Genomic DNA, 24282 nt, shown 5'->3' with positions numbered 1-24282 from the left:
ATTCCTGACACAGCGCGATCCTCAATGAACGACACGACGTCTTCCCCTTCACGTCTGCTTCTCAAGATCACCGCTGTGACGGCGCACTGGTTGTTGGGTTTGCTGATCGGTGCATGGCTGCTGCTTGCGCTGTCAGTCGTAGTCCTACACGTCTGGATTGTGCCGCGAATCGGCGACTACCGTGGCGCGCTCGAAGCGCAGGCCAGCAAGGCCATGGGCGTGCCGGTGCGCATCGGTTCGATCACCGCCCAGTCCGGCAGCCTGTTCCCGAGCTTCGAGCTGCGCGACGTGGTGCTGCTCGACGAGCGCCAGCGCGAGGCGCTGCGCCTCGCGCGCGTGGTGGCCAGCGTCTCGCCGCGCTCGCTCTGGCGCCTGAGCTTCGAGCAGCTCTATATCGAGCAGCCGCAGATGGAGGTGCGGCTGGACGCGCTCGGCAAGCTGCACGTGGCCGGCCTCGACATGTCGACCGACACCACGGGCGAGGGCCGCGGCGCCGACTGGTTCTTCGCCCAGCGCGAGTTCGTGATCAAGGGCGGCACGGTGCGCTGGACCGACGAGCGCCGCGCCGCTGCGCCGCTGCTCTTGACCGACGTGCAGTTCGTGGCCCGCAACAGCAGCCGCCGCCATGCGATGCGGCTCGACGCCACGCCGCCGGCCGGCTGGGGCGAGCGCTTCACGCTGCGCGGCCAGTTCCGCCAGCCGCTCCTGTCCGTGCGCAGCGGCAAGTGGCAGAGCTGGGACGGCCAAGTCTATGCCGAGCTGCCGCACATCGACGCCACGCGCCTCGGCCAGTACGTGGCGCTCGACGCCCGCATCCGCGAGGGCAACGGCGCCCTGCGCGTCTGGGCCGATGTCAACGAGGGCAAGGTCATCGGCGGCGCCGTCGACCTGGCGCTGATGCGCGTCGACACCTCGCTCGGCAAGGGGCTCCAGCCGCTGGTGCTGCGCGCCGTCACCGGGCGCCTGGCCGGCCGCATGACCGACGAGACCCTGGAGTTCTCCACCACGAATCTGCAGTTCGATACGGCCGATGGCATGCGCTGGCCGGGCGGCAACCTGTGGTTCCAGCACACGCCGGCGAAGGGCCGCACGTCCGAACGCGGCGCCTTACGTGCCGACCGCCTCGATCTCGCGGCGCTGGCGCTGATCGCGGATCGCCTGCCGCTCGGCGAGGCGACGCACAAGCTCATCGGCGGCCTGGAGCCGCGCGGCCTGGTCGAGCGCATCGACGCCAACTGGCAGGGCTTGCTCGGCGCGCCCGACAAATACCAGGCACGCGGCCGGGTCAGCGGCTTCGGCATCGCCTCGCAGCCCGGCAAGCCGACGGCGGCCGTGCCCGCCCCTTCGGCGCCGCGTTCCGCCGCATCGGCCGCTGCCGCGCCGACGTCGCCACTGCCGCCGGTCGGCGCGCCCGGCCTGCGCGGCGCGACCATCGATTTCGATGCCAGCCAGGCCGGCGGCAGCGCCGCGTTCTCGATCGCGAACGGCGCGCTCGAGTTTCCCGGCGTGTTCGAGGACCCGATGATTTCGATCGACCAGCTGTCCACCCAGCTCACCTGGAAGATCGACGGCGAGAAGGCCCAACTGCAGCTCGCCAACCTGAAATTCGCCAACGCCGATGCCGAGGGCGACGCGCAGGCCAGCTGGCGCACCAGCGACCCGGCCGTCTCGCGTGGGCGCTCGCGCTTTCCGGGCGTGCTCGATCTGCAGGGCAAGCTCAGCCGCGCCGACGGCACCCGCGTGTTCCGCTACCTGCCGCTGCACATCCCCAAGCACACGCGCGACTACGTGCGCGACGCGGTCACCAAGGGCAGCGCCAGCGTGGTCGATTTCAAGGTCAAGGGCGACCTGTGGGACATGCCCTTCACCGACCCGCGGCACGGCGACTTCCGCATCGCCGCGCGCGTGGCCGACGTCACTTACGCCTACGTGCCGCCTGCGGCAGGCGAGGCGAAGGTATGGCCCGCGCTCAACGGCCTCTCGGGCGAACTGGTCTTCGAGCGCGCCGGCATGCTGGTGCGCAACGCGCGCGGGCGCGTCGTCGGCGCGCCCGGCATCGAGATCGCCAAGGCCGAGGCCCAGATCGCGGACATGGCACATCACGCACCGCTGCTCAAGGTCGACGCCCAGGCCAAGGGCCCGCTCGGCGAACTGCTGCGCGCCGGATCGCCGCTCGCGGGCGAGGCCGGGCCGACGCTGGCGCACGCGCGCGCCACCGGCAACGCCGACTACCGCCTGCGCCTGGAACTGCCGCTCGCCGCGATGGACAAGGCGAAAGTGCAGGCCAGCGTCGCCCTGGCCGACAACGAGCTCCAGATCGGCCCCGAGATGCCGCCACTCACCCAGGCGCGCGGCACGCTGAGCTTCACCGAAAGCGGCTTCTCGCTGGCCGGCGTGCAGGCCCGAGCGATGGGCGGGGCGCTGCGCATCGAGGGCGCCGGCCGCTATGCCGGCGCCGCCAACGAGCTGAGCCTGCGCGCCCAGGGCACGGCCACCGCCGACGGCCTGCGCGCGGCGCGCGAGGTCGACTGGCTCGCGCGCCTGGCGAAAAACACCAGCGGCAGCACGCCCTACACGGCCTCCTTCACGGTGCGCGAGGGCGCCTCCGAGTTCTCCTTCGTCAGCAGCCTGCAGGGCCTCGCGCTGCAGCTGCCCGCACCGCTGGCCAAGCCGGCCGACGAGTCGATGCCGCTTTCGATCGAGAAGAAGGTCGTTCTGCGCGAGGCGCGCCCCGGCGCTGCGGCGCTGCTGCAGGACCGGCTCTCGATCGAGCTGGGCCGCGTCGGATCGGCCTCCTACGTGCGCGACATCTCCGGCAGCGAGCCGCGCGTGCTGCGCGGCGGCATCGGCATCGGCCTGGCCGCGGGCGAGTCCGCGGCGGCGCCGGAGCGCGGCGTGCTTGCGAACATCCAGCTCGCGCGCATCGACGTGCCGGCCTGGCAGGCACTCTTCAGCGAAACCACCGGCAAGCCGGCCGAGGCGGCCGGCAGCGACGCCGCTGCCGACGACGCGTCCGCCTACTTGCCCACCATCCTCGCAGTGCGCGCGAAGGAGCTCGCGGTCGGTGGCCGCACACTGCACAACGTGGTGATGGGCGGCACGCGCGACGGCGCGCTGTGGCGCGCCAACATCGATGCCACCGAGTTGAGCGGCTATGCGGAGTACCGCAGCGCGCAGGCCGGGCGCCTGCATGCGCGGCTCGCGCGCCTCAAGATCGCGCCCAGCGAGGCCACCGCGGTCGAGTCGCTGCTCGACGAGCAGCCCGGCACGCTGCCGGCACTCGACATCGTGGTCGACGACTTCGAGCTCCTGGGCCGGCGCCTCGGCCGCGCCGAGATCGACGCCGTTAACCGCGGCGGCGCGGTCCGCGAATGGCGGCTCAACAAGCTGGCTTTCAGCATGCCCGAAGCCACCTTCACGGCCCAGGGCAGCTGGGCCGCGGTGCCGGGCAGCACGGCCGCACGCGGACGCGGCGAGCAGCGCCGCACCACCATGGACTTCAAGCTCGAGATCGCGGACGCCGGCGAGCTGCTCGGGCGCTTCGGCATGAAAGACGTGGTGCGGCGCGGCCGCGGCCGGCTCGAGGGCGAGGTCCACTGGAGCGGCTCGCCCTTCTCGCTCGACTACCCGAGCCTGGGCGGGCAGCTGCAGGTCGATGTCGAACAGGGTCAGTTCCTCAAGGCCGATCCGGGCATCGCCAAGCTGCTCGGGGTGATGAGCCTGCAGGCGCTGCCACGGCGCCTTACGCTCGACTTCCGCGATGTGTTCAGCCAGGGCTTCGCTTTCGATTTCGTGCGCGGCGACGCCAAGATCAGCCAGGGCGTGGCCAGCACCAACAATCTGCAGATGAAGGGCGTCAACGCCGCCGTGCTGATGGACGGCTCGGCCGACATCGCGCGCGAAACGCAGAAGTTGCGCGTGGTGGTAGTGCCCGAGATCAATGCCGGCACCGCGGCGCTGGTGGCCACCGCCATCAACCCCGCGATCGGCCTGGGCACTTTCCTTGCGCAGATGGTGCTGAGCCGGCCGTTGATCGCGGCCGCCACGCAGGAGTTCCAGATCGACGGCACCTGGGCCGACCCGAAAATCACCAAGGTGCCGCGACGGCCGCTGCCCGAAGCCTTGAGCGCGCCGGCGGCGCCCGCGCCGCGCTGAAAGAGGAAGAACAACGGAGATCCGCACATGAAAGTCGCAGCCATCCAGATGGTGTCGGCCATCGCCCGCGAAGCCAACCTGGCGCGCGCCCACGCGCTGCTGGGCGAAGCCGCCGCCGCCGGCGCCGAGCTCGCCGTATTGCCCGAGTACTTCTGCATGATGGGCGCGCGCGACACCGACAAGTTGGCGCTGCGCGAGACCGCCGGCGCCGGCACGGTGCAGGGCTTCCTGGCGGACGCGGCGCGCGAGTTCGGCCTGTGGATCGTCGGCGGCACGCTGCCGCTCGAGAGCGGCGACGAGACCCATGTGTTCAACAGCTCGCTCGCCTACGCGCCGGACGGCGAGCGCGTGGCCCGCTACGACAAGATCCACCTGTTCTTCTTCGACAACGGCCGCGAGCGCTACGACGAGCGCCGCGTGATCGCGCCCGGCGCGCAACCCGTCTGCTTCGACCTGCCCTCGCGCGACGGTCACCGCTGGCGCATCGGCATGAGCGTGTGCTACGACCTGCGCTTTCCCGAGCTCTACCGCGCGCTCGCGCGCCAGGGCGCCGAACTGCTGCTGGTGCCCAGCGCCTTCACGCGCACCACCGGCGCCGCGCACTGGGAGGTGCTGCTGCGCGCCCGCGCGATCGAGAACCTGGCCTGGGTGGTCGCGCCGGCGCAGGGCGGCACGCACGAGAACGGGCGCCAGACCTGGGGCCAGTCGATGGTGGTGGACCCCTGGGGCACGGTGGTGGCCGAGCGCGCCGTCGACGAAGGCGTGGTGCTCTTCGAAGTCGACGCGCAGCAGATCGAACGCGCACGCGCGCAGCTGCCCGCGCTCTCGCATTGCGTACTTTGAATTCGGTGTCCTCCTCCACCACGCTGCCTGCCGCCCGCACCCTTCGCCACGCCTTCGCGTGGCTGCGCTTCCTGCGCTCCGTCTGGCGGCGCTGGTTCCTCTGGGTGCTGCTGGCCGTTCTGGTGCTGGCGCTGCTGGTCACCGTGGTGTGGCTGGCGGGTCGCCACGAAGTCGAGCAGGTCCAGACCGCGCTGGATCGCGACACCGCCGATGCGGTGTCCGACCTGCGCAGCGGCCTGCAGCGCAACGCGCAAAGCCTGCGCGCCTCCCAGGCCAGCGGCATGGACCGGGAGCACTGGCCCATCGAAGCCGCGGCGCTGCTGCGCGAGCACCGCGAGTGGCTCAGGCTCGAGTGGCGCGACGCCGCGCTGCGCCCGCTGGCCGCCGTCGACACGCCCTACCGCCGGCGCGTGTTCGAGGAATCGAGCCGCAGCGTGGACCAGTCCGACGTCGCGCTCGCCTGCGCCGCCGCACGCAAGCTGGGCGCGCCGGCCTACTCGCCGAGCCACTACGTCCCCTTCGTGCCGAGCGGCGGCCTCGAGGTGATGGAGCTGTGCCTGCCGGTTGAGGGCGGCAGCTACCTGGTGGCCACCTATTCGCTGCGCGACACGCTGGTCGAACTGGTCGCGCCGACGCTGACGCGCGGCCAGGAGGTTGCCTTCACCGAGGCCGACGGCACCCGCCTGGTGGCCGTCGGCGCGGCGCGCCGCCTGGGCACGCGCGTGTTCACTTCGCAGCAGCTCGTCGACCTGCCCGGTACCACCCTGATGCTGCGCGTCGACGGCTGGCGTGCCGCGCCCGATCTCTTTCCCAATCTGCTGACCGCGCTGGTCACCGCGATCTCGATCGCGCTGGTGTCGGTGCTGGTCCTGCTGGCGCGCGACACGCGCCGGCGGCAGCGCGCCGAGCGCGACCTCGCCGACGCGCTGGCCTTCCGCAAGGCGATGGAAGACTCGGTCATCACCGGCCTGCGCGCGCGTGACCTGCAGGGGCGGATCACCTACGTGAACCCCGCCTTCTGCGAGATGGTGGGCTTCAGCGCCGAGGAGCTGCTGAACCATGCCGGCGAGGCGCCGTACTGGCCGACCGAGCTGGCGCACGAGTACCGCCGGCGCCAGGCCGCGCGGCTGACCGGCGGGCCGCCGCCGCGCGAAGGTTTCGAATCGGTCTTCATGCGCAAGGACGGCACCCGCTTCCCGGTGCTGATCTTCGAGGCGCCGCTGATCAACGCGCAGGGCGCCCAGACCGGCTGGATGAGCGCCTCCATCGACCTCAGCGAGCAGCGGCGCATCGAGGAACTCTCGCGCGCCAGCCAGGAGCGCCTGCAGGCTAGCGCGCGGCTGGCCACCGTCGGTGAGATGGCCTCGCTGCTGAGCCATGAGCTCACGCAGCCGCTGGCGGCGATCGCGAGCTATGCGAGCGGCTCGCTCAACCTGCTGCACGGTGCGGGCCAGGCGCAGCAGGGCAGCGACCATGGCGAAGTCGCGATGGCGGTGCGCCGCATCGCCGAGCAGGCCGACCGCGCCGGCAAGGTGATCCGCAGCGTGCACGACTTCGTGCGCCGGCGCGACCGCACGCGCGAGGCCGTCGCGCCGCAGGCCTTGCTCGATGCGGTGCTGCCGCTGGTGCGGCTGCAGGCGCGCAAGCTCGCGGTGCGCGTCGAGGTCAGCTTCGAGGAGCGCCTGCCGCGAGTGCAGTGCGATCGCACGCTGGTCGAGCAGGTGCTTCTGAACCTGGCGCGCAACGCGATGCAGGCCATGGACCTGCCGGAGCTCAGCGACCGCGTGCTGCGCCTGCGCGCAGCACGCGCCCGCGCGGTCGGCGAAGCCAGCGATGCCGGCGACAAGGCCGACACGCGGCGCTGGATCGAATTCTCGGTGGCCGACCTCGGCTGCGGCATCAGCGAAGAGGTGGCGCAGCACCTCTTCACGCCCTTCTTCACCACCCGGCCCGACGGCATGGGCCTGGGCCTCAGCCTGTGCCGCACGGTGGTCGAGCAGCACGGCGGCGCGCTGGTGTTCGAGCCGCAACGGCCCCGCGGCACGGTGTTCCGATTCACTTTGCCTGCGGCCTGAATCAGTCGATGGACCTTTCCTGATGCAACCCTTGATCGATGCCCTCATCTTCATCGTCGACGACGACGCCAGCGTGCGCGAGGCGCTGGCCTGGCTGCTGCGTTCGCGCCGGCTGGTGAGCGAACATTTCGCGAGTGCCGAAGCCTTCGAATTGCGTTTGATGGAGGAGCCGCTGGCCGATCAGCCGCACTGCCTGCTGCTCGACGTGCGGATGCCCGGCACCAGCGGGCTGGTGCTGTTCGACCGGCTGGCCGAGCGCGGCTTGCTGGAAGTCATGCCGGTCATCTTCCTGACCGGCCATGCCGACGTGCCCACGGCGGTGGACGCGGTGAAGCGCGGCGCCTTCGATTTCTGCGAGAAGCCTTTTTCGGACAACGCGCTGGTCGACCGCATCGAGCATGCGCTCGGCGCCTCGTTGCGCGCCATCGAGGCGCAGCGCGCGCGGCGCCTCCTGATGCGCCGTGTCGAGGAACTGACCGAGCGCGAGCGCGAGGTGATGCGGCGCGTGGTCGAGGGCCTGCCCAACAAGCTGATCGCCGAGCAGCTCTCCATCAGCGTGCGCACGGTGGAGGTCCACCGTGCGCGCGTGTTCGAGAAGATGGAAGTCAAGTCGGCCGTGGAACTGGCCAACCTCCTGCGCCCTTAGCCTTGCGGGCGTTCGCCCACATAGATCTCGACGCGCCGGTTCTGCGCCCGGCCGGCATCGCTGTTGTTGTCGGCGACCGGTTCGCGCGAGCCGCGGCCTTCGATGCGGAAGGCCTGCTGCGGCACGCCGCGCGCGATCAGGTAGTCGCGCGTGCTGGCGGCGCGGTCGACCGACAGCGGGTTGTTGATCGCATCGGTGCCGGTGCTGTCGGTGTGGCCGATGATGCGCACCTCGGCGTTCGGGTTGTTGCGCAGGCCGTTGGCGAACTGGTTGAGGATCGGTGCGAAGTTCGGCTTGATGGCAGAGCGGCCGGTGTCGAAGGAGACGTCGCTCGGGATCGCGAGCTTGAGCTCGTTGTTGGGGGTCTGGGTGACGGCGATGCCGGTGCCCTGCGTGGCGGCCTGCATCTCGCGCTTCTGCGCTTCCATGCGTTGCGACCAGAGATAGCCGCCCAGCGCGCCTGCGGCCGCACCGACCGCAGCGCCCGTGCCGATGGCGCGGCTGTCGCCGCCGGTTGCCGATCCGATGACCGCGCCGCCAAGGGCGCCGATGCCGGCACCGATGCCCGTATTGCGCTGGGTGTCGCTCATGCCGGCGCAGCCCGAGAGCACGAGGGCGGCTGCGGTGGTGGCGAGTACGAGTTTTTTCATATGAATTCCTTTTAGACGCTGGATTCAGCGAGGAGGAATTATGTGGAGCCCCCCGACGGCGGCTCGTCGGACGAAGACTCTTTTTCAGAATCACCCGCATCGTGCATTTCGCCGCGCTTGCGCCCTGAGAACATGGTCCACCAGACGATCAGCACCAGCACGATTCCGGCGCCCAGCGCTTCAAGCAAAATCAAACCCATGACAAAAGGACTCCAGTGGCTGGTCGGGCTCGCGATCGTAGCAACGCTCGCCGGCTGTTCGGTCGGCACCTTGCAGCCCGAAGCAGCGACAACGCCCGCAGCCGTGCCAGGCACCAGCTCGCAGCGCGAGCTGGGACCGCTCACCGGATCGCTCGCGCATCCCAAGAGCCGCTGGGTGCCCGTGTCATGGTCCGAGCTGCCGGGCTTCGGCGACGACGCGCTGCATGAAGGCTGGGGTGCGCTGATCGCGAATTGCGCGCGTCCCAACGCGGCCTTCGCGCCGCTGTGCCGCGAGGTGCGCCAGCTGGCGCTTGCCGAGACTGATGAACAGCGCGAATGGATGCAGCAGAGGCTGCAGCCCTACCGCGTCGAATCGCTCGCGGGCGGCCAGAACGAAGGCAAGCTCACGAGCTATTACGAGCCGGTGTTCGACGCTTCGCGGCGGCCGACCGCCACCCACACCGTGCCGCTCTACCAGGCGCCCGCCGGTCTGGTGGCGCGCCGTCCCTGGTACACGCGGCAGGAGATCGACACCCTGCCGCAGGCCCAGGCCGCGCTGCGCGGCCGCGAGATCGCCTGGCTGGCCGATCCGATCGACGTGCTGATGCTGCACATCCAGGGCTCAGGGCGGCTGCGCATCACCGAGGCCGACGGCTCCCAGCGCACCGTACGCGTGGCCTTCGCGGCCACCAACGAGCAGCCGTACAAGAGCGTTCAGCAATGGCTCGTGAGCCAGGGCGCGACGAAAGTCAGTCTGTGGCCGGACGACACCAAGCAGTGGGTGGCGCAGAACCCGCAGCGCCTGTCGCAACTGCTGTGGAGCAATCCGCGCTACGTGTTCTTCCGCGAAGAGCCGCTTTCCGAGACCGATGCGGCCTCCGGCCCGGTCGGTGCGCAGGGTGTGCCGCTCACGGCCGGGCGCTCGATCGCGGTCGACCGCGAGAGCATCCCTTACGGCACGCCGGTCTGGCTTGCCTCGCCCGGGCCGGTGGTGCCGCTCGCGAAGCTGGTGGTCGCGCAGGACACGGGCAGCGCGATCGTCGGCGCAGTGCGCGCCGACTACTTCGCCGGCACCGGCGCCGAAGCGGGGCGCCTGGCCGCGCGCGTGAATCAGCCTCTGCGTTTGTGGGTCTTGTGGCCGAAGTAACGGGTGCCAGGGCATGATCCTTGCCTTCGACGGGCAAGGATCTTCATGAATCTCCAGACCTTTTCGATCATCTTCGCGGGCGTGCTGCTCAACTCGGCGGCGCAGCTGATGCTCAAGGCCGGTGCCAAGACGCTGGGCACGGTGGCCATGGGCAGCGGCGCCTCGCTGATGGCGGCCGCATGGAACGCGGCCACGCAGCCGTGGATCCTGCTCGGGCTGGTCTGCTATTTCCTCAGCGCAGGGCTGTGGATCCTCGCACTGACGCGCGTGGACGTGACCGTCGCCTATCCCATGCTGTCGATGGGCTACGTGATCGCGGCCCTGCTCGCGTGGCAGCTGTTCGGCGAGCCGCTGACCGCCGGCCGGGTGTTGGGCATCGCCATCATCATGGCGGGCGTCGTGGTGCTCGGCCGGAGCTAGGGTCCTGATGACAGGCCTCAATACCATGCGCCCGCTCTACGTCGATCTCGATGGCACGCTGATCGCCACCGACCTGCTGCACGAATCCCTGCTGCAGCTGGTGCGCGCTTCGCCGCTCTCGCTGCTCTCCCTGCCGCTGTGGCTGCTGCGCGGCAAGGCGGCGTTCAAGGACGAGGTGGCGCAGCGCGCCACCGTCGATGTCACGACCCTGCCCTACCGGCCCGAGGTGATCGCGTTGGTGCGCAGCGCGCGCGCCGCCGGCCGCCGCACGGTGCTGGCCACGGCAAGCGACGCCAAGCTCGCGCACGCGGTGGCGCGGCACCTGGACCTTTTCGATGCGGTGCTCGCCTCCGACGGCGAGCGCAACCTGCGCGGCGCGGGCAAGCTGGCGGCGATCGAGGCCGACGCCGGCGGCCGCGCCTTCAGTTATGCAGGCGATCGCAGCGTGGACCTCGCGGTCTGGCGCGGCGCCGAGGCCGCGGTGGTGGTCAGCCGCTCCGAATCGCTGGCCCGGCGCGCGGCCGGCGCGACCACGCTCGAGGCACGGATCGTGCCGCCGCGCACCTCCTTCAAGCGCTATCTGTACGGCGCCCGTTTGCATCAGTGGCTCAAGAACCTGCTGATCTTCCTGCCGCTGATGCCGGCGCTGCACGATCTCACGCAGTCGCTGGTCGTCAACGCTGTGCTCGCCTTCCTGGCCTTCGGTCTCATGGCCTCGGGCATCTACGTGCTCAACGATCTGCTCGACCTCGAAACGGACCGGCGGCATCACCGCAAGCGTACGCGGCCCTTCGCCGCCGGGGAGATCTCGGTGCCGGCGGGCCTGGTCATGACAGGCCTTCTGTGTGCGAGTTCGCTGGCGCTGTCGCTCGCGCTGCTGCCGGATGCCTTCGTGGGCGTGCTGCTGCTCTACATGGCGCTGACCACCGCCTACTCGCTGCATCTCAAGCGCCGTGCGGTGGTCGACGTGTTCTCGCTGGCCGCCCTCTACACGATCCGGGTGGCGGCCGGCACGGCGGCCACCGGGCAGCCGCTGTCCTTCTGGATTCTCTCGTTCTCGCTTTTCATCTTCCTGAGCCTGGCGCTGGCCAAGCGCTATGTCGAGCTGACCGGCCCGCCCGCCGAGGTGCGCCAGATGAAGCGCAATCGCGGCTACGTGGCCACCGATGCGCCTTTCGTGCTGTGCACCGGCGTCGCAGCCGGGCAGATGGCGGCCCTGCTGCTGGGCCTCTACCTGCACGACCAGCAGATGGTGGCGCGCTACGAGAACCCCCAATATCTTTGGGTGCTGATCCCGGTCTTCCTGTTCTGGACCATGCGCATCTGGCTCAAGGCGATCCGCGGCGTGCTGCACGACGACCCGGTGGTCTTCGCCGCGCGCGATTGGGTCAGCCGGCTGGCCGTGGCGATCGGCGCCGTCGCGCTATGGATGGCAGGCTGAATGTGACCCCATCCACGACGACACGCAGCCTCGCCTGGGATGCGCTGCTCGCCGCCTTGCTCGCGGCGCTGGCCCTGATGCTGCTGGCGGCGCTGTCGCGCCAATTGCCGCCGCAGCTCTTCAAGCCCGAGGGCCTCGACGCTTGGTTCCAGGCCGACCTGCCGCGCGCGCTGGCCAACATGGTGGATTCGCAGAGCAACCACTACCGCACCAAGGTCCATCCGATCGCCTCGATCCTCATCCATCCGCTGGTCGCCGGCCTGCGCGTGCTGTGGCCGGGCAGCGATCTGCAGGTGGCGATGCGCTTCGCGGCGCTGGTGGCGGCGCTGTGGGTGGTCTCTTTCTATGCGCTGTGCCGGTTGCTCGGCGCCGGCCGCTTCGTTGCGCTCGGCTTTTCCCTGCTGGCCATCGCAAGCGCCGGCTTCCAGTTCTGGTTCTCGGTGCCGGAGACCTTCGGCATCGGATCGCTGACCCTGCTGTGGGTGCTGCTGGTCGCGGCGCTTGCGGTGCATCGGCCGGTGAGCGACCGCCTGCTGGTCGCCGCCAGCATCGCGAGCCTCAGCATCACGGTCACCAACTGGGTCGCGGGGCTGGCGCTGGCCGTGGTCCAGCGGCCCTGGCGGCGTGCGTTCGCCATCAGCGCGATCGCTTTCGTGGTCGTCGCCTTCGTCTCGGTGGCGCAGCGCTTCCTCTACCGCTTCGCCAAGTTCTTCTTTCTCGGCAGCCGGGAAGAGGTGGACTACGTGAACCTGGAGCAGTCGGGCACCGTGCTGCACAAGCTCGCCGGCATGTTCTGGCATCCAATCAGCGTGCCCGAAGTGCTGCTGGCCAAGGCCTCCGAAGCGCCCAAGCTGAACTGGCTCACGGTGCAGCTGAGCGCGCCCGGTTCGGGCAGCTGGGCCGGCATGCTCGCGCTCGGCCTGTGGACCCTGCTGCTGGCGGCCGGCGTGCACGGGCTCGTGCGTTCGCCGCAGTGGCATGCCTTCGGCAAGGTCCTCGGGCTCACGCTGGCGGCGCAGGTTGCGCTGCATCTGATCTACGGCGAGGAGACCTTTCTCTACGCCGCGCACTTCCTGCCGCTCTTGATGGCGCTCGCGGTGTTTGCCGCGCGTTCGCTGCCGGGCCCTGTCGCCGCGTACATCGCGCTGCTGACGGCCGGGCTCGCGGCCTTCAACAACGCCGCGATGTACGAGACGGCGGCGCGCCTGCTGCAGCACGCGCGCTGAGAGAACGACCGCCGGCGGCGCAGGAGGCCGCGCGTCGCGGTTCTGACCCATGACTGACTTCCGGGCGTCACATTGAACTTTTAGCGTACCGGGCTGAGTTTTTCTACAACCAGTCCCCACTGAAAGTTCTGCGAATGACCGCCAAGACCCATAACGAAATCGCTGCGATCGACCCCGACGACATCGGCCACAACTCAAGCCCCAACCCCTCCTTCAACGACCTGATCGCGTCGCGCCTGAGCCGTCGCCACCTGTTCGGCCTGGGCGTCGGCACCGCCGGCGCCGCGCTGTTGCAAGCCTGCGGCGGTGGCGGCAGCGGCAGCGGCGGCGGTTTCCCGGTGCTGCCGGCTGCGCCGGCACCCGCTCCGGCCCCTGCGCCCGCACCGGCGCCGGCCGCACCCAAGCTCGGTTTCACGGCCGTCGCCAAGAGCCTGGACGACGTCGTCAGCGTGCCGCCCGGCTATACCGCCAGCGTGCTGTACCGCCTCGGCGATCCGATCGCGGCCGGCGTGCCTGCCTATGCGAACGACGGCACCGATGCGCCGGCCACCTATGACAAGCGCGCCGGCGACCACCATGACGGCATGACCTTCTTCGGCATCAATGCTTCGAACAAGTGGGACCCGGCCAATGCCTCGCGCGGCCTGCTGGCGATGAACCACGAAGCCATCACGCCGCTGTTCCTGCATCCCACCGGCCAGACCATCGTCGGCACCGGCAACGCCGCCGTCCGCAGCGTCGCCGACGAAGTGCAGCGCGAGTTCTTCCTGCACGGCGTGAGCGTGATCGAGGTCAACAAGGGCGCGAGCAGCTGGAGCTACAAGCAGGACTCGAGCTTCAACCGCCGCGTCCACACGCTGACCGAGATGACTTTCTCGGGCCCGGCTGCGAACACCGACTACCTGAAGACCAAGTTCAGCACCGACGGCAGCAAGACCCGCGGCACGCTCAACAACTGCGCCAACGGCACCACGCCCTGGGGCACCTACCTGACCTGCGAGGAGAACTGGGCCGGCTACTTCCGCCGCATCACCGCGACCGACAACCCCAGCCGCAGCGCCAAGGAGCTCGCCGCCTTCACGCGCTACGGCGTTGCCGGCACCGGTCGCGAACTCTGGTCCACCGTCACGCCCGACACGGCCGACAACATCTACGGCCGCTGGAATGCCCAGGTCACCGGCGCCACCGCCACGGACGACTACCGCAACGGCGCCAACACCTACGGCTGGGTGGTCGAGATCGATCCCTTCACGCCCGGCAGCACGCCGAAGAAGCGCACCGCGCTCGGCCGCATGGGCCACGAAGGCGCCTGCCTCGGCCCGGTGGTGGCCGGCAAGCCCCTGGTCTGGTACATGGGAGACGATTCGCGCAACGAGTACATCTACAAGTTCGTGTCGACCAAGGCCTGGGATGCGGCCGACATCAACGGCGGCTTGGCGGCCGGCGACAAGTACATGGACGACGGCAAGCTCTACGTCGCCAAGTTCAATGCCGACGGCACGGGCGTGTGGCTGGAGCTCAAGCTCGGCGTCAACGGCATCACGGCGAGCAATCCCGCCTACGCCTTCGGCGACGCGGCCGACGTGGTGATCAACGTGCGCCTCGCGGCCGATGCGGCCGGCGCCACCAAGATGGACCGCCCCGAGTGGACGGCCGTCAATCCGAAGACCGGCGAGGTCTATGTGACCCTCACCAACACCAACGCCGCTTCGCGTCCCATCACGGCCACCGATGCGGCCAACCCGCGCTTCTACAACGACCCCAAGGGCGTGGCCGCAACGGCGCAGACCGGCAATCCCAACGGCCACATCGTGCGCTTTGCGGACGACGGCGCCGACCCGACGGCCCTGAGCTTCAAGTGGGACGTGTACCTGTTCGGCGCGCGTGCCACGGCTTCGGCCGACATCAACCTCTCGGGCCTGGTCGCCGACAACGACTTCTCGAGCCCCGACGGCCTGTGGTTCAGCAGCGTGACCAGCGGCTTGTTGTGGCTGGAGACCGACGATGGCGCCTACACCGACGTCACCAACTGCATGCTGCTGGGCGCCGTGCCCGGCAAGGTGGGCGACGGCGCTGCCAAGACCATCACCAACGTCGACGGCGCGACCACGCGCACGCAGGCCACCTTCGTCGGCAAGGCGCCGGGCACCGACGGCCTGCGCCGCTTCCTCGTCGGCCCGAAGGACTGCGAGATCACCGGCATCGCCGAATCGGGCGACGGCCGCGCGCTGTTCGTCAACATCCAGCACCCGGGCGAGACCACGGCGGCAGCGAACATCGCCAACCCGGCGCTCTTCGGCAGCCACTGGCCGGAAGGCGGCAATGCGCGTCCGCGCTCGGCCACGGTCGTGATCACGAAGAACGACGGCGGATTGATCGGCTTGTAAGGCCCGAACGATTCAGGACGGCGCTGCCGGCAACGGCAGCGCCGTCTTGTACCGCACCTGCTTGAGCGCAAAGCTCGAGCGGATCTTCTCGATGCCCGCAATGGGCGTCAGCTGCTCGAGGATGAATTTCTCGAGCGCACCGATGTCAGGCAGCGCCACGCGGATCAGGTAGTCGCTGTCGCCGGTCATCAGGTAGCACTCCATCACCTCGTCGTGCTCGGCGATGCGCTGTTCGAAGTCGGCCAGCGACTTCTTGCTTTGCGTCTTGAGGCTGATCGAGATGAACACGTTGAGTCCCAGCCCCAGCACGGCCGCGTTGGCCAGCGCCACGTAGCGTTGGATCACACCGCCCGTTTCGAGCGCCTTCACGCGCGCGAGGCAGGGCGAGGGCGACAGGTGCACGCGCCGCGCGAGCTCCACGTTCGAGAGCGCGCCGTCGCGCTGCAGCTCGTCGAGGATGCGCAGATCGATCGCGTCAAGTTGCATGAAATGCTTTGAAATGGCTGAATGGCGGCATTCTATGCCGCGATAACCCTGAGAGATCCGCTGGAACGGCAGCCCATTCCATCGGAGGCGGCCTAAAGTGCGGTTCATGAACGCCCCGATTTCTTCCGGTCAGCTGCGCGCACTGATCGACATGCCCTTGAACGATCCCGACCCGGTCGAAACCGCCGAATGGCGCGAGGCCTTCGCTTCGCTGGCCGAGGCGCACGGGCCGGAACGCGCGCGCTGGATGCTCGACGAACTCGCGCGCATCGCACGTACGCAGCGCATCGGCTGGCAGCCCGAGCTGTCGACGCCCTACGTCAACACCATCGCGGTCGAGGCGCAACCCGCGTTCCCGGGCGACCTCGCGATCGAAGAGCGGCTGGCTTCGCTGATGCGATGGAACGCGCTCGCGATGGTGGTGCGCGCCAACCAGGCCTATGGCGAACTGGGCGGCCACATCGCGAGCTATGCGAGTGCGGCCGACTTGTTCGAGACCGGCTTCAATCATTTCTTCCATGCGCGCGACGAGAAGCAGCGCGGCGACCTCGTGTTCTTCCAGCCGCACAGCGCGCCGGGCGTCTACGCGCGTGCCTTTCTCGAAGGGCGCTTGAGCGAGGAGGATCTGCGGCACTATCGCCAGGAACTCACGGCGCCCGCCCACGGCGCACGCGGCCTCTCCAGCTATCCGCACCCGTACCTGATGCCGGACTTCTGGCAGTTCCCGACCGGCTCGATGGGCATCGGTCCGATCAGCTCGATCTACCACGCGCGCTTCATGCGCTACCTCACGCACCGCAACCTGCTCGATTGCGAGGGACGGAAAGTGTGGGGTGTGTTCGGCGACGGCGAGATGGACGAGCCCGAATCGATGAGCGCGCTCACGCTCGCTGCGCGCGAGCGGCTTGACAACCTCGTGTGGGTGGTCAACTGCAACCTGCAGCGCCTCGACGGCCCGGTGCGCGGCAACGGCCGCATCATCGACGAGCTCGAAAAACTCTTCGCCGGCGCCGGCTGGAACGTGATCAAGCTGGTGTGGGGCAGCGACTGGGACGGCCTGTTCGCGCGCGACAGCGGTGGTGCGCTGGCGCGCGCCTTCGCCAACACGGTGGACGGCCAGATGCAGACCTTCGCGGCCAAGGACGGGCGCTACAACCGCGACACCTTCTTCGGCCAGAACGAGGAGCTCGCGCGCCTCGCGGAAGGCATGACCGACGAGCAGATCGATCGCCTCAAGCGCGGCGGCCACGACCTGGTGAAGATCCATGCCGCCTATGCCGCGGCCGCGGCTCACCGCGGCCAGCCCACCGTGATCCTGGCCCACACCAAGAAGGGCTACGGCATGGGAAGCGCGGGGCAGGGCAAGATGACCACGCACTCGCAGAAGAAGCTCGACGAGCACGACCTGATCGAATTCCGCAACCGCTTCGACCTGCCGCTCAGCGACGAACAGGCGACGCAGGCAGCCTTCTACAAGCCGGCCGGGGACAGCCCCGAGATGCGCTACCTGCTCGAAAAGCGCGCCGCGCTCGGCGGCAGCATGCCCAAGCGCGAGACCGCGTGCGAGCCGGTCGCCAAGCCGGAAATCGCGGCCTACGCGCAGTTCGCGATCGCCGCCGCCGGCAAGGAGATGAGCACCACCATGGCCTTCGTGCGCATGCTGGGCAACCTCATGAAGGACCAGACGCTGGGCCCGCGCATCGTGCCCATCGTGGCCGACGAGGCGCGCACCTTCGGCATGGCCAACCTGTTCAAGCAGGTCGGCATCTATTCGAGCGTGGGCCAGCGCTACGCGCCGGAGGACATCGGCTCGGTGCTCTCGTACCGCGAGGCGACCGACGGCCAGATCCTCGAAGAGGGCATCAGCGAGGCCGGCGCCATCGCGAGCTGGACCGCGGCGGCCACCAGCTACAGCGTGCACGGCCTGGCGATGCTGCCCTTCTACATCTACTACTCTATGTTCGGCTTCCAGCGCGTGGGCGACCAGATCTGGGCCGCGGCCGACCAGCGCTCGCGCGGCTTCCTGCTCGGCGCCACCTCGGGGCGCACCACGCTCGGCGGCGAGGGGCTGCAGCACCAGGACGGGTCGAGCCACCTGATCGCCGCCACCGTCCCGAACTGCAAGGCCTACGACCCGGCGTTCGCGGGCGAGATGGCGGTGATCGTCGATGCCGGCATCCGCGAGATGATGGTCGAGCAGAAGGACGTTTTCTATTACGTCACGCTGATGAACGAGAACTATGCCCAGCCCGACCTGCCGGCAGGCGCGGAGGTCGATGTGCTGCGCGGCTGCTATCGCTTCGAGGGTCCGGAGCGCGCGTCAGCCAAAGTGACACTGCTCGGCTCCGGCGCGATCCTGACCGAGGTCCTCAAGGCAGCGCAGCTGCTGGCCGCGGAAGGCATCGAGGCCGAGGTCTTCAGCGTCACGAGCTGGAGCGAGCTCGCGCGCGACGGCCGGGCTTGCGAGGCGCGTGCGCTGGCCGGCGATGCGGCGCCGGGCACACCCTTCATCGCACGGCAGCTGGCGGGCGGCAGGGGGCCTGTGATTGCCGCGACCGACTATGTGCGCGCCGTGCCTGAAAGCATCCGTGCATTCCTGCCCGAAGGCCGCCGCTACCTCACGCTGGGCACCGACGGCTTCGGCCGCAGCGACACGCGCGCGGCGCTGCGCCGGTTCTTCGGGGTGGATGCGGCGAGCGTCGTAGGCGCAGCGCGCCACGCACTGCGCTGATTTGTTTCTCATTCTTGACAAATCACTTATTTTGTCAAGAATGAGAAACACTTATGCCCGATCCAGGCCCTGAGCTCACTCCCCAATCCGCCGAGGCCCTGGCCGCCATCGGCGCCACGGTGCGCCGGCACCGCAAGGACCTGGGCATCAGCGCCGTGGCCGCGGCCGAAGCTGCCGGCATCTCGCGCGTCACCCTGCACCGGATCGAAAAGGGCGAACCTGCGGTCACCATGGCCGCGTACCTGCGGGTGCTGGTGGCGCTGGGTCTGGCTGTGGCGATCCGGCCGCAGGAGGAAGCTGCTGCGCCCGCCGAAACGCATCGCCGAGGCTGGCTTCCCGCGCGCGTCCGCATCGCCGACTACCCTGGCCTCAAGGAACTGGCGTGGCAGGTCCACGGCCCGCAAGAACTCACGCCGCGCGAAGCCTTGGGCATCTACGAGCGCAACTGGCGGCACCTCGACCCCACGACACTGTCTCCGGCCGAGCGGGACCTCGTCGATGCCCTGCGGTTGGCACTCGGGAGCGACCCTGTTGTTTGAGTGGCCGCACCACCGCCGCGTCGCGCGGGTACTCCAGGCGCTCGATGGGCCGCGGCTGCGCGAACGGGGCTGCCTGTTCGGCGGCGGCACCGCGATCGCGCTGCGCTTCGGCGAGTACCGCGAGTCGGTGGACATCGAGTTCCTCGTGTCGGACCTTGCGGCGTACCGTCAGCTTCGCCAGGAGATGACCGGCATCGATGGACTTGCGACCGTGACACGGGCCGATGCCGTGCCGCTGACGCAGGCCGGCGAACTGCGTGCCGACCAGTACGGCATCCGCACGCGCGTGCAGGTCGACGACCAACCGATCAAGTTCGAGATCGTGTTCGAGGCCCGCATGGCGCTGCAGGTACCCGGCAAGGCCGACGAGCTGTGCGGCGTGCCAACGCTCACGCCCTTGGACATGGCCGCGAGCAAGTTGCTCGCCAACTCCGACCGTTGGCCTGATGACGGCGTATTCAGCCGCGACCTGATCGACCTGGCGATGATGAAGCCGAGCCTGGCGCTGCTGCGCGATGCCGTTGCCAAGGCCGAAGGCGCCTACGGTGCCGCCGTGCGCCGCGACCTGCAGCGCGCCATCCAACGCATGCGCGAGCGCACCGGCTGGCTGGAGCGGTGCATGCAGGTCATGGGCGTGGCCGGTACGCAGGCGCAGGTGTGGCAACAGATCCGAGCGTTGAGGCGGGTGCTCACCTGAGCTGAATGCCCACCGGCCTTGGCCGGGCGCGCTCAGCGCAGGCCGACGCGCGAAGCCTGCCAGCGCAACGCGGCAGCGCGCGCCGGGTTGCTGGCTTCGACCTTGTTCGCGTCCAGGTGCAGGGCGCGCATCTGCTCGACTTCTTCGAAGATCTTGCCCGGATTCAGCAAGGCATGGACCAGCACGCTGGCTTCATCGGCCAAGGCCTTGAACGCGCCGGCCAGGCCGCCGAAGGCGTTCGCGCGGGACGATTGGTCGAGGGTGGACATAAGGGAACTCCTGGATTGCAAAGTCGAGTTCCGGTCATCTTATAGGGTTTACCCGATTAGGGGGTAAACCCTAGATTTGTCTCGATGGGCTGGCGGCGCAGTGCGCGGGCTTACCCGAATACGGAATCTCCGAAAAGTTGACCATGGTCAAGCCGGCTTTGGGCGACGGCGCGCAGCATTCGCCTCACTGGGATTTCGACTGAGATTCCAAGCAAAAGAGCACAGCCTACCTAGGAGACAACATGATCGGGAATCTCATTTCGCGCACCCGGGCCTGCGGAGCCAGCCTGTCCACCGCGGCCGTCATGGCGCTGGCGGTCACGACACCTGCCTTCGCCGCATGGGAGCCCACCAAGCCGGTGGAATTCGTGATCCCTGCCGGCACCGGCGGGGGCGCCGACCAGATGGCGCGGCTGATGCAGGGCATCATCATCAAGCACAAGCTGATGAAGGAGCCGCTCATCGTCGTCAACAAGTCGGGCGGCGCCGGCGCCGAGGGCTTCCTCGCGGTCAAGGAAGCCAAGGGCGATCCGCACAAGATCATCATCTCGCTGTCGAACCTGTTCACGACGCCGATGGCCACCGGCGTGCCCTTCAACTGGAAGGACATGACCCCGGTCGCCATGATGGCGCTGGACCAGTTCGTGCTGTGGTCGAACGCCGAGGAGCCGTACAAGAGCGCCGCCGAATACATCGCCGCGGCGAAGGCGGCGGGCCCGAGCAAGTTCAAGATGGCCGGCACCGGCTCGAAGCAGGAAGACCAGATCATCACGGTGGCCCTCGAGAAGGCCACCGGCACGAAGTTCATCTACGTGCCCTTCAAGGGCGGCGGCGAGGTCGCGGTGCAGCTGGTGGGCGGCCATGTGCATTCCACCGTGAACAACCCGATCGAGGCGGTTGCCCAGTGGCGCGCCGGCAAGCTGCGCGCGCTGTGCGTGTTCGACGACGAGCGCATGCCCTTCAAGGCCAAGGTCACCGACACGCAGTCGTGGAACGACATCCCGACCTGCAAGGAATCCGGCGTCCCGACCAAGTACACCATGCTGCGCGGCATCTTCATGCCCGCCGGCGTGACGCCCGACCAGCTCAAGTTCTATGTGGACCTGCTGACCAAGGTCGCCGCAACGCCCGAGTGGAAAGAGTACATGGAGAAGGGTGCGTTCAATCCGACCTTCATGACCGGCGACGCGTTCGCGAAATGGCTGGCAGGCGCAGAGGCCACCCACCGCACCCTGATGACCGAAGCCGGCTTCCTGGCCGCCAGCAGCAAGTAACAGCGCGCCGAGCGGCGAACGCGACAGCCATCACCCCCGCGCGGGGGATGGCGAGGGCGCCGCATTGGTTTTCATCACACACACACACACACGATGGGGGCTCCATGGAGCACGACGAGAAATCCGGCGACGCCGCGGCGCGCACGGGCGTTGCCACCAACCTGGTCGAAGCGGTGGTTGCGGCGGTCCTGTTGATCATCGGCCTGGGCGTGATCTTCGAAAGCCGCAGGCTGGGCGCCGGCTGGACCACCGACGGGCCCGGGGCGGGCTACTTTCCCTTCTACATCGGCCTGATCATCACCATCTCGGGCGCCGGCATCCTGTATCAAGCCCTGCTCGGCAAGAACAGGAAGACCGAGGTCTTCGTCGATTCGGAGCAGCTGAAGCGCGTGATGTCGGTGCTGGTTCCAGCGACGGTGTATGTGCTGGCCGTTTCCTTCCTGGGGCTGTACATCGCATCGGCGCTCTACATCGCGCTGTTCATGATCGTTCTGGGCAAGTACTCGTGGGTCAAGAGCGTCCTCATCGCGCTGGCCGTCAACACGCTCTTCTTCTTCATGTTCGAAGTGTGGTTCAAGGTGCCCCTTTTCAAAGGCGCGCTGGATCCTCTTCGCTTTCTCGGCTACTGAATCTCTGGGAGCGAACGCGAAATGGAAGAAATCAGTGCCCTGATGCAGGGCTTTGCAGTGATCCTGACGCCGATGAACATCGGCCTGATGTTCGTCGGCATCATCCTCGGCGTGCTGATCGGCGTGCTGCCGGGGCTGGGCGGGGCGAACGGGGTGGCCATCCTGCTGCCCCTCACCTTCACGATGTCGCCGACCTCGGCCATCATCATGCTGTCGTGCATCTACTGGGGTGCCTTGTTCGGCGGCGCCATCACCTCCGTGCTGTTCAATATCCCGGGCGAGCCGTGGTCGGTGGCCACCACCTTCGACGGCTATCCGATGGCCCAGCAGGGCAAGGCCGGTGCGGCGCTGACCACCGCCTTCACCTCGTCCTTCGTGGGTGCCTTCCTGGCGGTGGTGATGATCACCTTCCTGGCGCCGCTGGTGGCCAAGTTCGCGCTCAAGTTCGGCTCGCCCGAATTCTTTGCGGTGTACCTGTTGACCTTCTGCAGCTTCGTCGGCATGGGCAAGGGCTCACCCTTCAAGATCCTGGCGTCGATGGCGCTCGGCTTCGCGCTGGCCAGCGTCGGCATGGACACCGTGACCGGCCAGCTGCGCCTCACCTTCGGGCAGCCCGAGCTGATGCGCGGCTTCGACTTCCTGATCGCGGTCATCGGCCTGTTCGGCATCGGCGAGATCCTGCTGTCGATGGAGGAAGGCCTCAAGTTCTCCGGCAAGAGCGCGAAGATCGATCCCAAGGTGGTGTTGCAGACCTGGAAGCAACTGCCGCAGTACTGGGTGACCTCGCTGCGCAGCTCGCTGATCGGCATCTGGATGGGCATCACGCCTGGCGGCGCCACGCCGGCCTCGTTCATGAGCTATGGCCTGGCCAAGAAGATGTCGAAGAACGGCACCAAGTTCGGCACCGGCGAAATGGAAGGCGTCGTGGCGCCCGAGACCGCCGCGCACGCCGCCGGCACCAGTGCGCTGCTGCCGATGCTGGCGCTGGGCATTCCTGGCTCGCCGACCGCTGCGGTGCTGTTGGGCGGCCTGCTGATCTGGGGCCTGCAGCCGGGTCCGCTCTTGTTCGTCGAACAGAAGGACTTCGTCTGGGGCCTGATCGCCAGCATGTACCTCGGCAACATCGTCGGCCTCATCGTGGTGCTGAGCACGGTGCCGCTGTTCGCCTCGATCCTGCGCATTCCGTTCTCGATCATCGCGCCGGTGATCATCGTGATCTGCGCGATCGGCGCCTACACCGTGCACAACGCGATGCTCGACATCTGGTTCATGCTCGGCTTCGGCGTGGTGGGCTACATCTTCAAGAAGCTCGACTTCCCGCTGGCGCCGCTGGTGCTCGCGCTGGTGCTCGGCGACAAGGCCGAAGACTCGTTCCGCCAGGCCATGCTGGTCTCGCAGGGCGACGTCATGATCATGTGGTCGAACCCGCTGGTCGGTGGCATCACCACGCTGGCGCTGACCATGCTGTTCTGGCCGCTCATCTCGAAAGTGATGGCGTTGATCAAGCCAAAAAAGTCTGACGAGTTCGCCGTCGAGCGGCCGGTGGACTGAAAGCGCAGAGGAGGCCACATGCCCGTCATCGCAATGACCCAGGAAATGGGTTCCCTCGCCAAGGATGTGTCGCTGCGGCTCGCCGAGTCGCTCGGCCTGGCCGTCATGCGCCACGAGGCCATCGAGCGCGTGGCCGACCGGGCGCAGGTGTCCACCAGCCTGATCGGCCGCCTGCGCGACGGCAAGGCGGGGCTGGTGGAGCGGCTCACCACCGACCGGCGCAGCGTCGCCCTCTACACCGCGGAAGAACTGTTCGCGCTGGCCGACCGCGGCAATGTCGTGCTGCGCGGCTGGGGCGCCACCTGCCTGCTGCGCCCCGTGCCGCACGTGGTGTGCGTGCGCATCACGCGCTCGTTCAAGAAGAGGGTCGAGTGGCTGATGGGCCATCTGGGCACCGACGATGTCGAATTCGCGGAAGCCGAGCTGCGCCGCAGCGACCAGGCGCATGCCTCGCGCATGAACGACCAGTTCGGCGTCACCTGGGGCGACCCGGTGCTCTACGACCTGGTGCTCAACACGGACCGCGTGTCGGTCGAGAGCTGCGTGGAGCAGATTCGCCTGTTGGCGAGCCGGCCGGAGTTCGCCGAGACGCCCGAATCGCGCGCCATGCTCGCCAACATGGCGCTGGAGGCGCGCGTGCGGGCTGCGTTGAAAGAGCATGCGGCGACGCGCGACATCAACATCACGATCAACGCCAGGCAAGGGCAGGTCGCGCTGCGCGGGATCGTGCTCGACAACGAGGAACGGGAGCAGACCGAAAGCGTCGCTGCCGCGGTGGCCGGCGTGCACAGCGTGGACAACCAGCTGAGGCTGATGACCAGCTCGCGGCTGTTCGCCTCGTCCAAGCAGACCTGAGTTAGGGCAAGACTGATCAAGTCCCCTGGCGCGGGGATTGCTGTGTTGGAGGCATAGTCAT

General features: G+C 68.6%; 20 protein-coding genes. 16 read left to right on the top strand and 4 right to left on the bottom strand.

Annotated elements, in window-relative coordinates; genetic code table 11:
- Positions 1-24: 24 nt before the first annotated feature.
- From ACSQ9I_RS29320 to ACSQ9I_RS29305, 4 genes are read left to right on the top strand one after another with little or no spacing between them, the layout of a single operon-like run.
- Positions 25-4155 carry a YhdP family protein gene (locus ACSQ9I_RS29320; protein WP_436315490.1) on the top strand — a complete coding sequence of 1377 codons (4131 nt, stop codon included), beginning with the start codon at positions 25-27 and terminating at the stop codon, positions 4153-4155.
- Positions 4156-4182: 27 nt separating this feature from the next.
- Positions 4183-4998 carry a carbon-nitrogen hydrolase family protein gene (locus tag ACSQ9I_RS29315; protein ID WP_436292026.1) on the top strand — a complete coding sequence of 272 codons (816 nt, stop codon included), beginning with the start codon at positions 4183-4185 and terminating at the stop codon, positions 4996-4998.
- Between the two features lie 23 nt (positions 4999-5021).
- On the top strand, positions 5022-7073 hold the full coding sequence (locus ACSQ9I_RS29310) for a two-component system sensor histidine kinase NtrB (RefSeq protein WP_436315852.1): 2052 nt from the start codon (positions 5022-5024) through the stop codon (positions 7071-7073).
- Between the two features lie 22 nt (positions 7074-7095).
- Positions 7096-7719, top strand: coding sequence for a response regulator transcription factor (locus ACSQ9I_RS29305; RefSeq protein ID WP_436292027.1), 624 nt, complete (start codon positions 7096-7098; stop codon positions 7717-7719).
- Here the strand turns inward: ACSQ9I_RS29305 and ACSQ9I_RS29300 are convergent.
- Positions 7716-8369, bottom strand: coding sequence for an OmpA family protein (locus ACSQ9I_RS29300; protein ID WP_093108592.1), 654 nt, complete (start codon positions 8367-8369; stop codon positions 7716-7718). The genes ACSQ9I_RS29305 and ACSQ9I_RS29300 overlap by 4 nt on opposite strands.
- A 38-nt stretch (positions 8370-8407) precedes the next feature.
- Positions 8408-8569: a hypothetical protein gene (locus ACSQ9I_RS29295; protein ID WP_436315489.1), complete on the bottom strand. Its 162-nt coding sequence runs from the start codon at positions 8567-8569 to the stop codon at positions 8408-8410.
- Here ACSQ9I_RS29295 and mltA point away from each other — a divergent pair.
- The 5 genes from mltA to ACSQ9I_RS29270 all read left to right on the top strand — a co-directional run bounded on the left by mltA (position 8568) and on the right by ACSQ9I_RS29270 (position 15190).
- Complete coding sequence (mltA, locus tag ACSQ9I_RS29290) at positions 8568-9716, top strand: murein transglycosylase A (protein ID WP_436315488.1); 1149 nt, start codon at positions 8568-8570, stop codon at positions 9714-9716. The two genes, ACSQ9I_RS29295 and mltA, sit on opposite strands and share 2 nt — an antisense overlap.
- Before the next feature lie 45 nt (positions 9717-9761).
- Positions 9762-10136 (top strand): SMR family transporter, encoded by a 375-nt coding sequence (locus tag ACSQ9I_RS29285; protein ID WP_093108594.1) that lies wholly within the window; start codon positions 9762-9764, stop codon positions 10134-10136.
- A gap of 7 nt (positions 10137-10143) precedes the next feature.
- Positions 10144-11577 (top strand): UbiA family prenyltransferase, encoded by a 1434-nt coding sequence (locus tag ACSQ9I_RS29280; RefSeq protein WP_436315487.1) that lies wholly within the window; start codon positions 10144-10146, stop codon positions 11575-11577.
- A gap of 2 nt (positions 11578-11579) precedes the next feature.
- Positions 11580-12803, top strand: a complete 1224-nt coding sequence (locus ACSQ9I_RS29275) for a hypothetical protein (protein ID WP_436315486.1) — start codon at positions 11580-11582, stop codon at positions 12801-12803.
- A gap of 134 nt (positions 12804-12937) precedes the next feature.
- Entirely contained in the window at positions 12938-15190 is a 2253-nt protein-coding gene (locus ACSQ9I_RS29270) for a PhoX family protein (RefSeq protein WP_436315485.1), read from the top strand.
- A 12-nt stretch (positions 15191-15202) separates the two neighbouring features.
- Here ACSQ9I_RS29270 and ACSQ9I_RS29265 read toward each other — a convergent pair whose 3' ends face one another.
- Positions 15203-15676 (bottom strand): Lrp/AsnC family transcriptional regulator, encoded by a 474-nt coding sequence (locus ACSQ9I_RS29265; protein WP_093108597.1) that lies wholly within the window; start codon positions 15674-15676, stop codon positions 15203-15205.
- Positions 15677-15782: 106 nt separating this feature from the next.
- On the opposite strand from ACSQ9I_RS29265, the gene mdeB reads away from it, so the two are divergent.
- The 3 genes from mdeB to ACSQ9I_RS29250 are packed head-to-tail and all read left to right on the top strand — an operon-like array spanning position 15783 to position 19643.
- A complete protein-coding gene (mdeB, locus tag ACSQ9I_RS29260; RefSeq protein ID WP_436315484.1) occupies positions 15783-18407 on the top strand; it encodes an alpha-ketoglutarate dehydrogenase in 2625 nt (874 codons plus the stop codon).
- Between the two features lie 53 nt (positions 18408-18460).
- Complete coding sequence (locus ACSQ9I_RS29255; protein WP_436315483.1) at positions 18461-18946, top strand: helix-turn-helix domain-containing protein; 486 nt, start codon at positions 18461-18463, stop codon at positions 18944-18946.
- Positions 18939-19643: a nucleotidyl transferase AbiEii/AbiGii toxin family protein gene (locus ACSQ9I_RS29250; protein ID WP_436315482.1), complete on the top strand. Its 705-nt coding sequence runs from the start codon at positions 18939-18941 to the stop codon at positions 19641-19643. Before ACSQ9I_RS29255 ends, ACSQ9I_RS29250 begins: the two co-directional genes overlap by 8 nt.
- Before the next feature lie 32 nt (positions 19644-19675).
- On the opposite strand, the gene ACSQ9I_RS29245 is transcribed toward ACSQ9I_RS29250, so the two are convergent.
- On the bottom strand, positions 19676-19912 hold the full coding sequence (locus ACSQ9I_RS29245) for a hypothetical protein (RefSeq protein WP_436315481.1): 237 nt from the start codon (positions 19910-19912) through the stop codon (positions 19676-19678).
- A 242-nt stretch (positions 19913-20154) separates the two neighbouring features.
- Here ACSQ9I_RS29245 and ACSQ9I_RS29240 point away from each other — a divergent pair, with 242 nt between their 5' ends.
- The 4 genes from ACSQ9I_RS29240 to ACSQ9I_RS29225 all read left to right on the top strand — a co-directional run bounded on the left by ACSQ9I_RS29240 (position 20155) and on the right by ACSQ9I_RS29225 (position 24221).
- Positions 20155-21186, top strand: coding sequence for a Bug family tripartite tricarboxylate transporter substrate binding protein (locus ACSQ9I_RS29240; protein WP_436292035.1), 1032 nt, complete (start codon positions 20155-20157; stop codon positions 21184-21186).
- Between the two features lie 104 nt (positions 21187-21290).
- Positions 21291-21815 carry a tripartite tricarboxylate transporter TctB family protein gene (locus tag ACSQ9I_RS29235; RefSeq protein ID WP_436305994.1) on the top strand — a complete coding sequence of 175 codons (525 nt, stop codon included), beginning with the start codon at positions 21291-21293 and terminating at the stop codon, positions 21813-21815.
- Positions 21816-21836: 21 nt separating this feature from the next.
- Positions 21837-23366, top strand: coding sequence for a tripartite tricarboxylate transporter permease (locus ACSQ9I_RS29230; protein ID WP_436305993.1), 1530 nt, complete (start codon positions 21837-21839; stop codon positions 23364-23366).
- 18 nt (positions 23367-23384) lie between these two features.
- The gene (locus ACSQ9I_RS29225) at positions 23385-24221 is read left to right on the top strand and encodes a cytidylate kinase family protein (protein ID WP_436315479.1); all 837 of its coding nucleotides are present in this window, start codon (positions 23385-23387) and stop codon (positions 24219-24221) included.
- Positions 24222-24282 lie beyond the last annotated feature (61 nt).

This window comes from Variovorax sp. LjRoot84, assembly GCF_964254305.1.
Classification (GTDB): Bacteria; Pseudomonadota; Gammaproteobacteria; order Burkholderiales; family Burkholderiaceae_C; genus Variovorax.
This window is presented reverse-complemented; position numbering and strand designations above follow the sequence as displayed.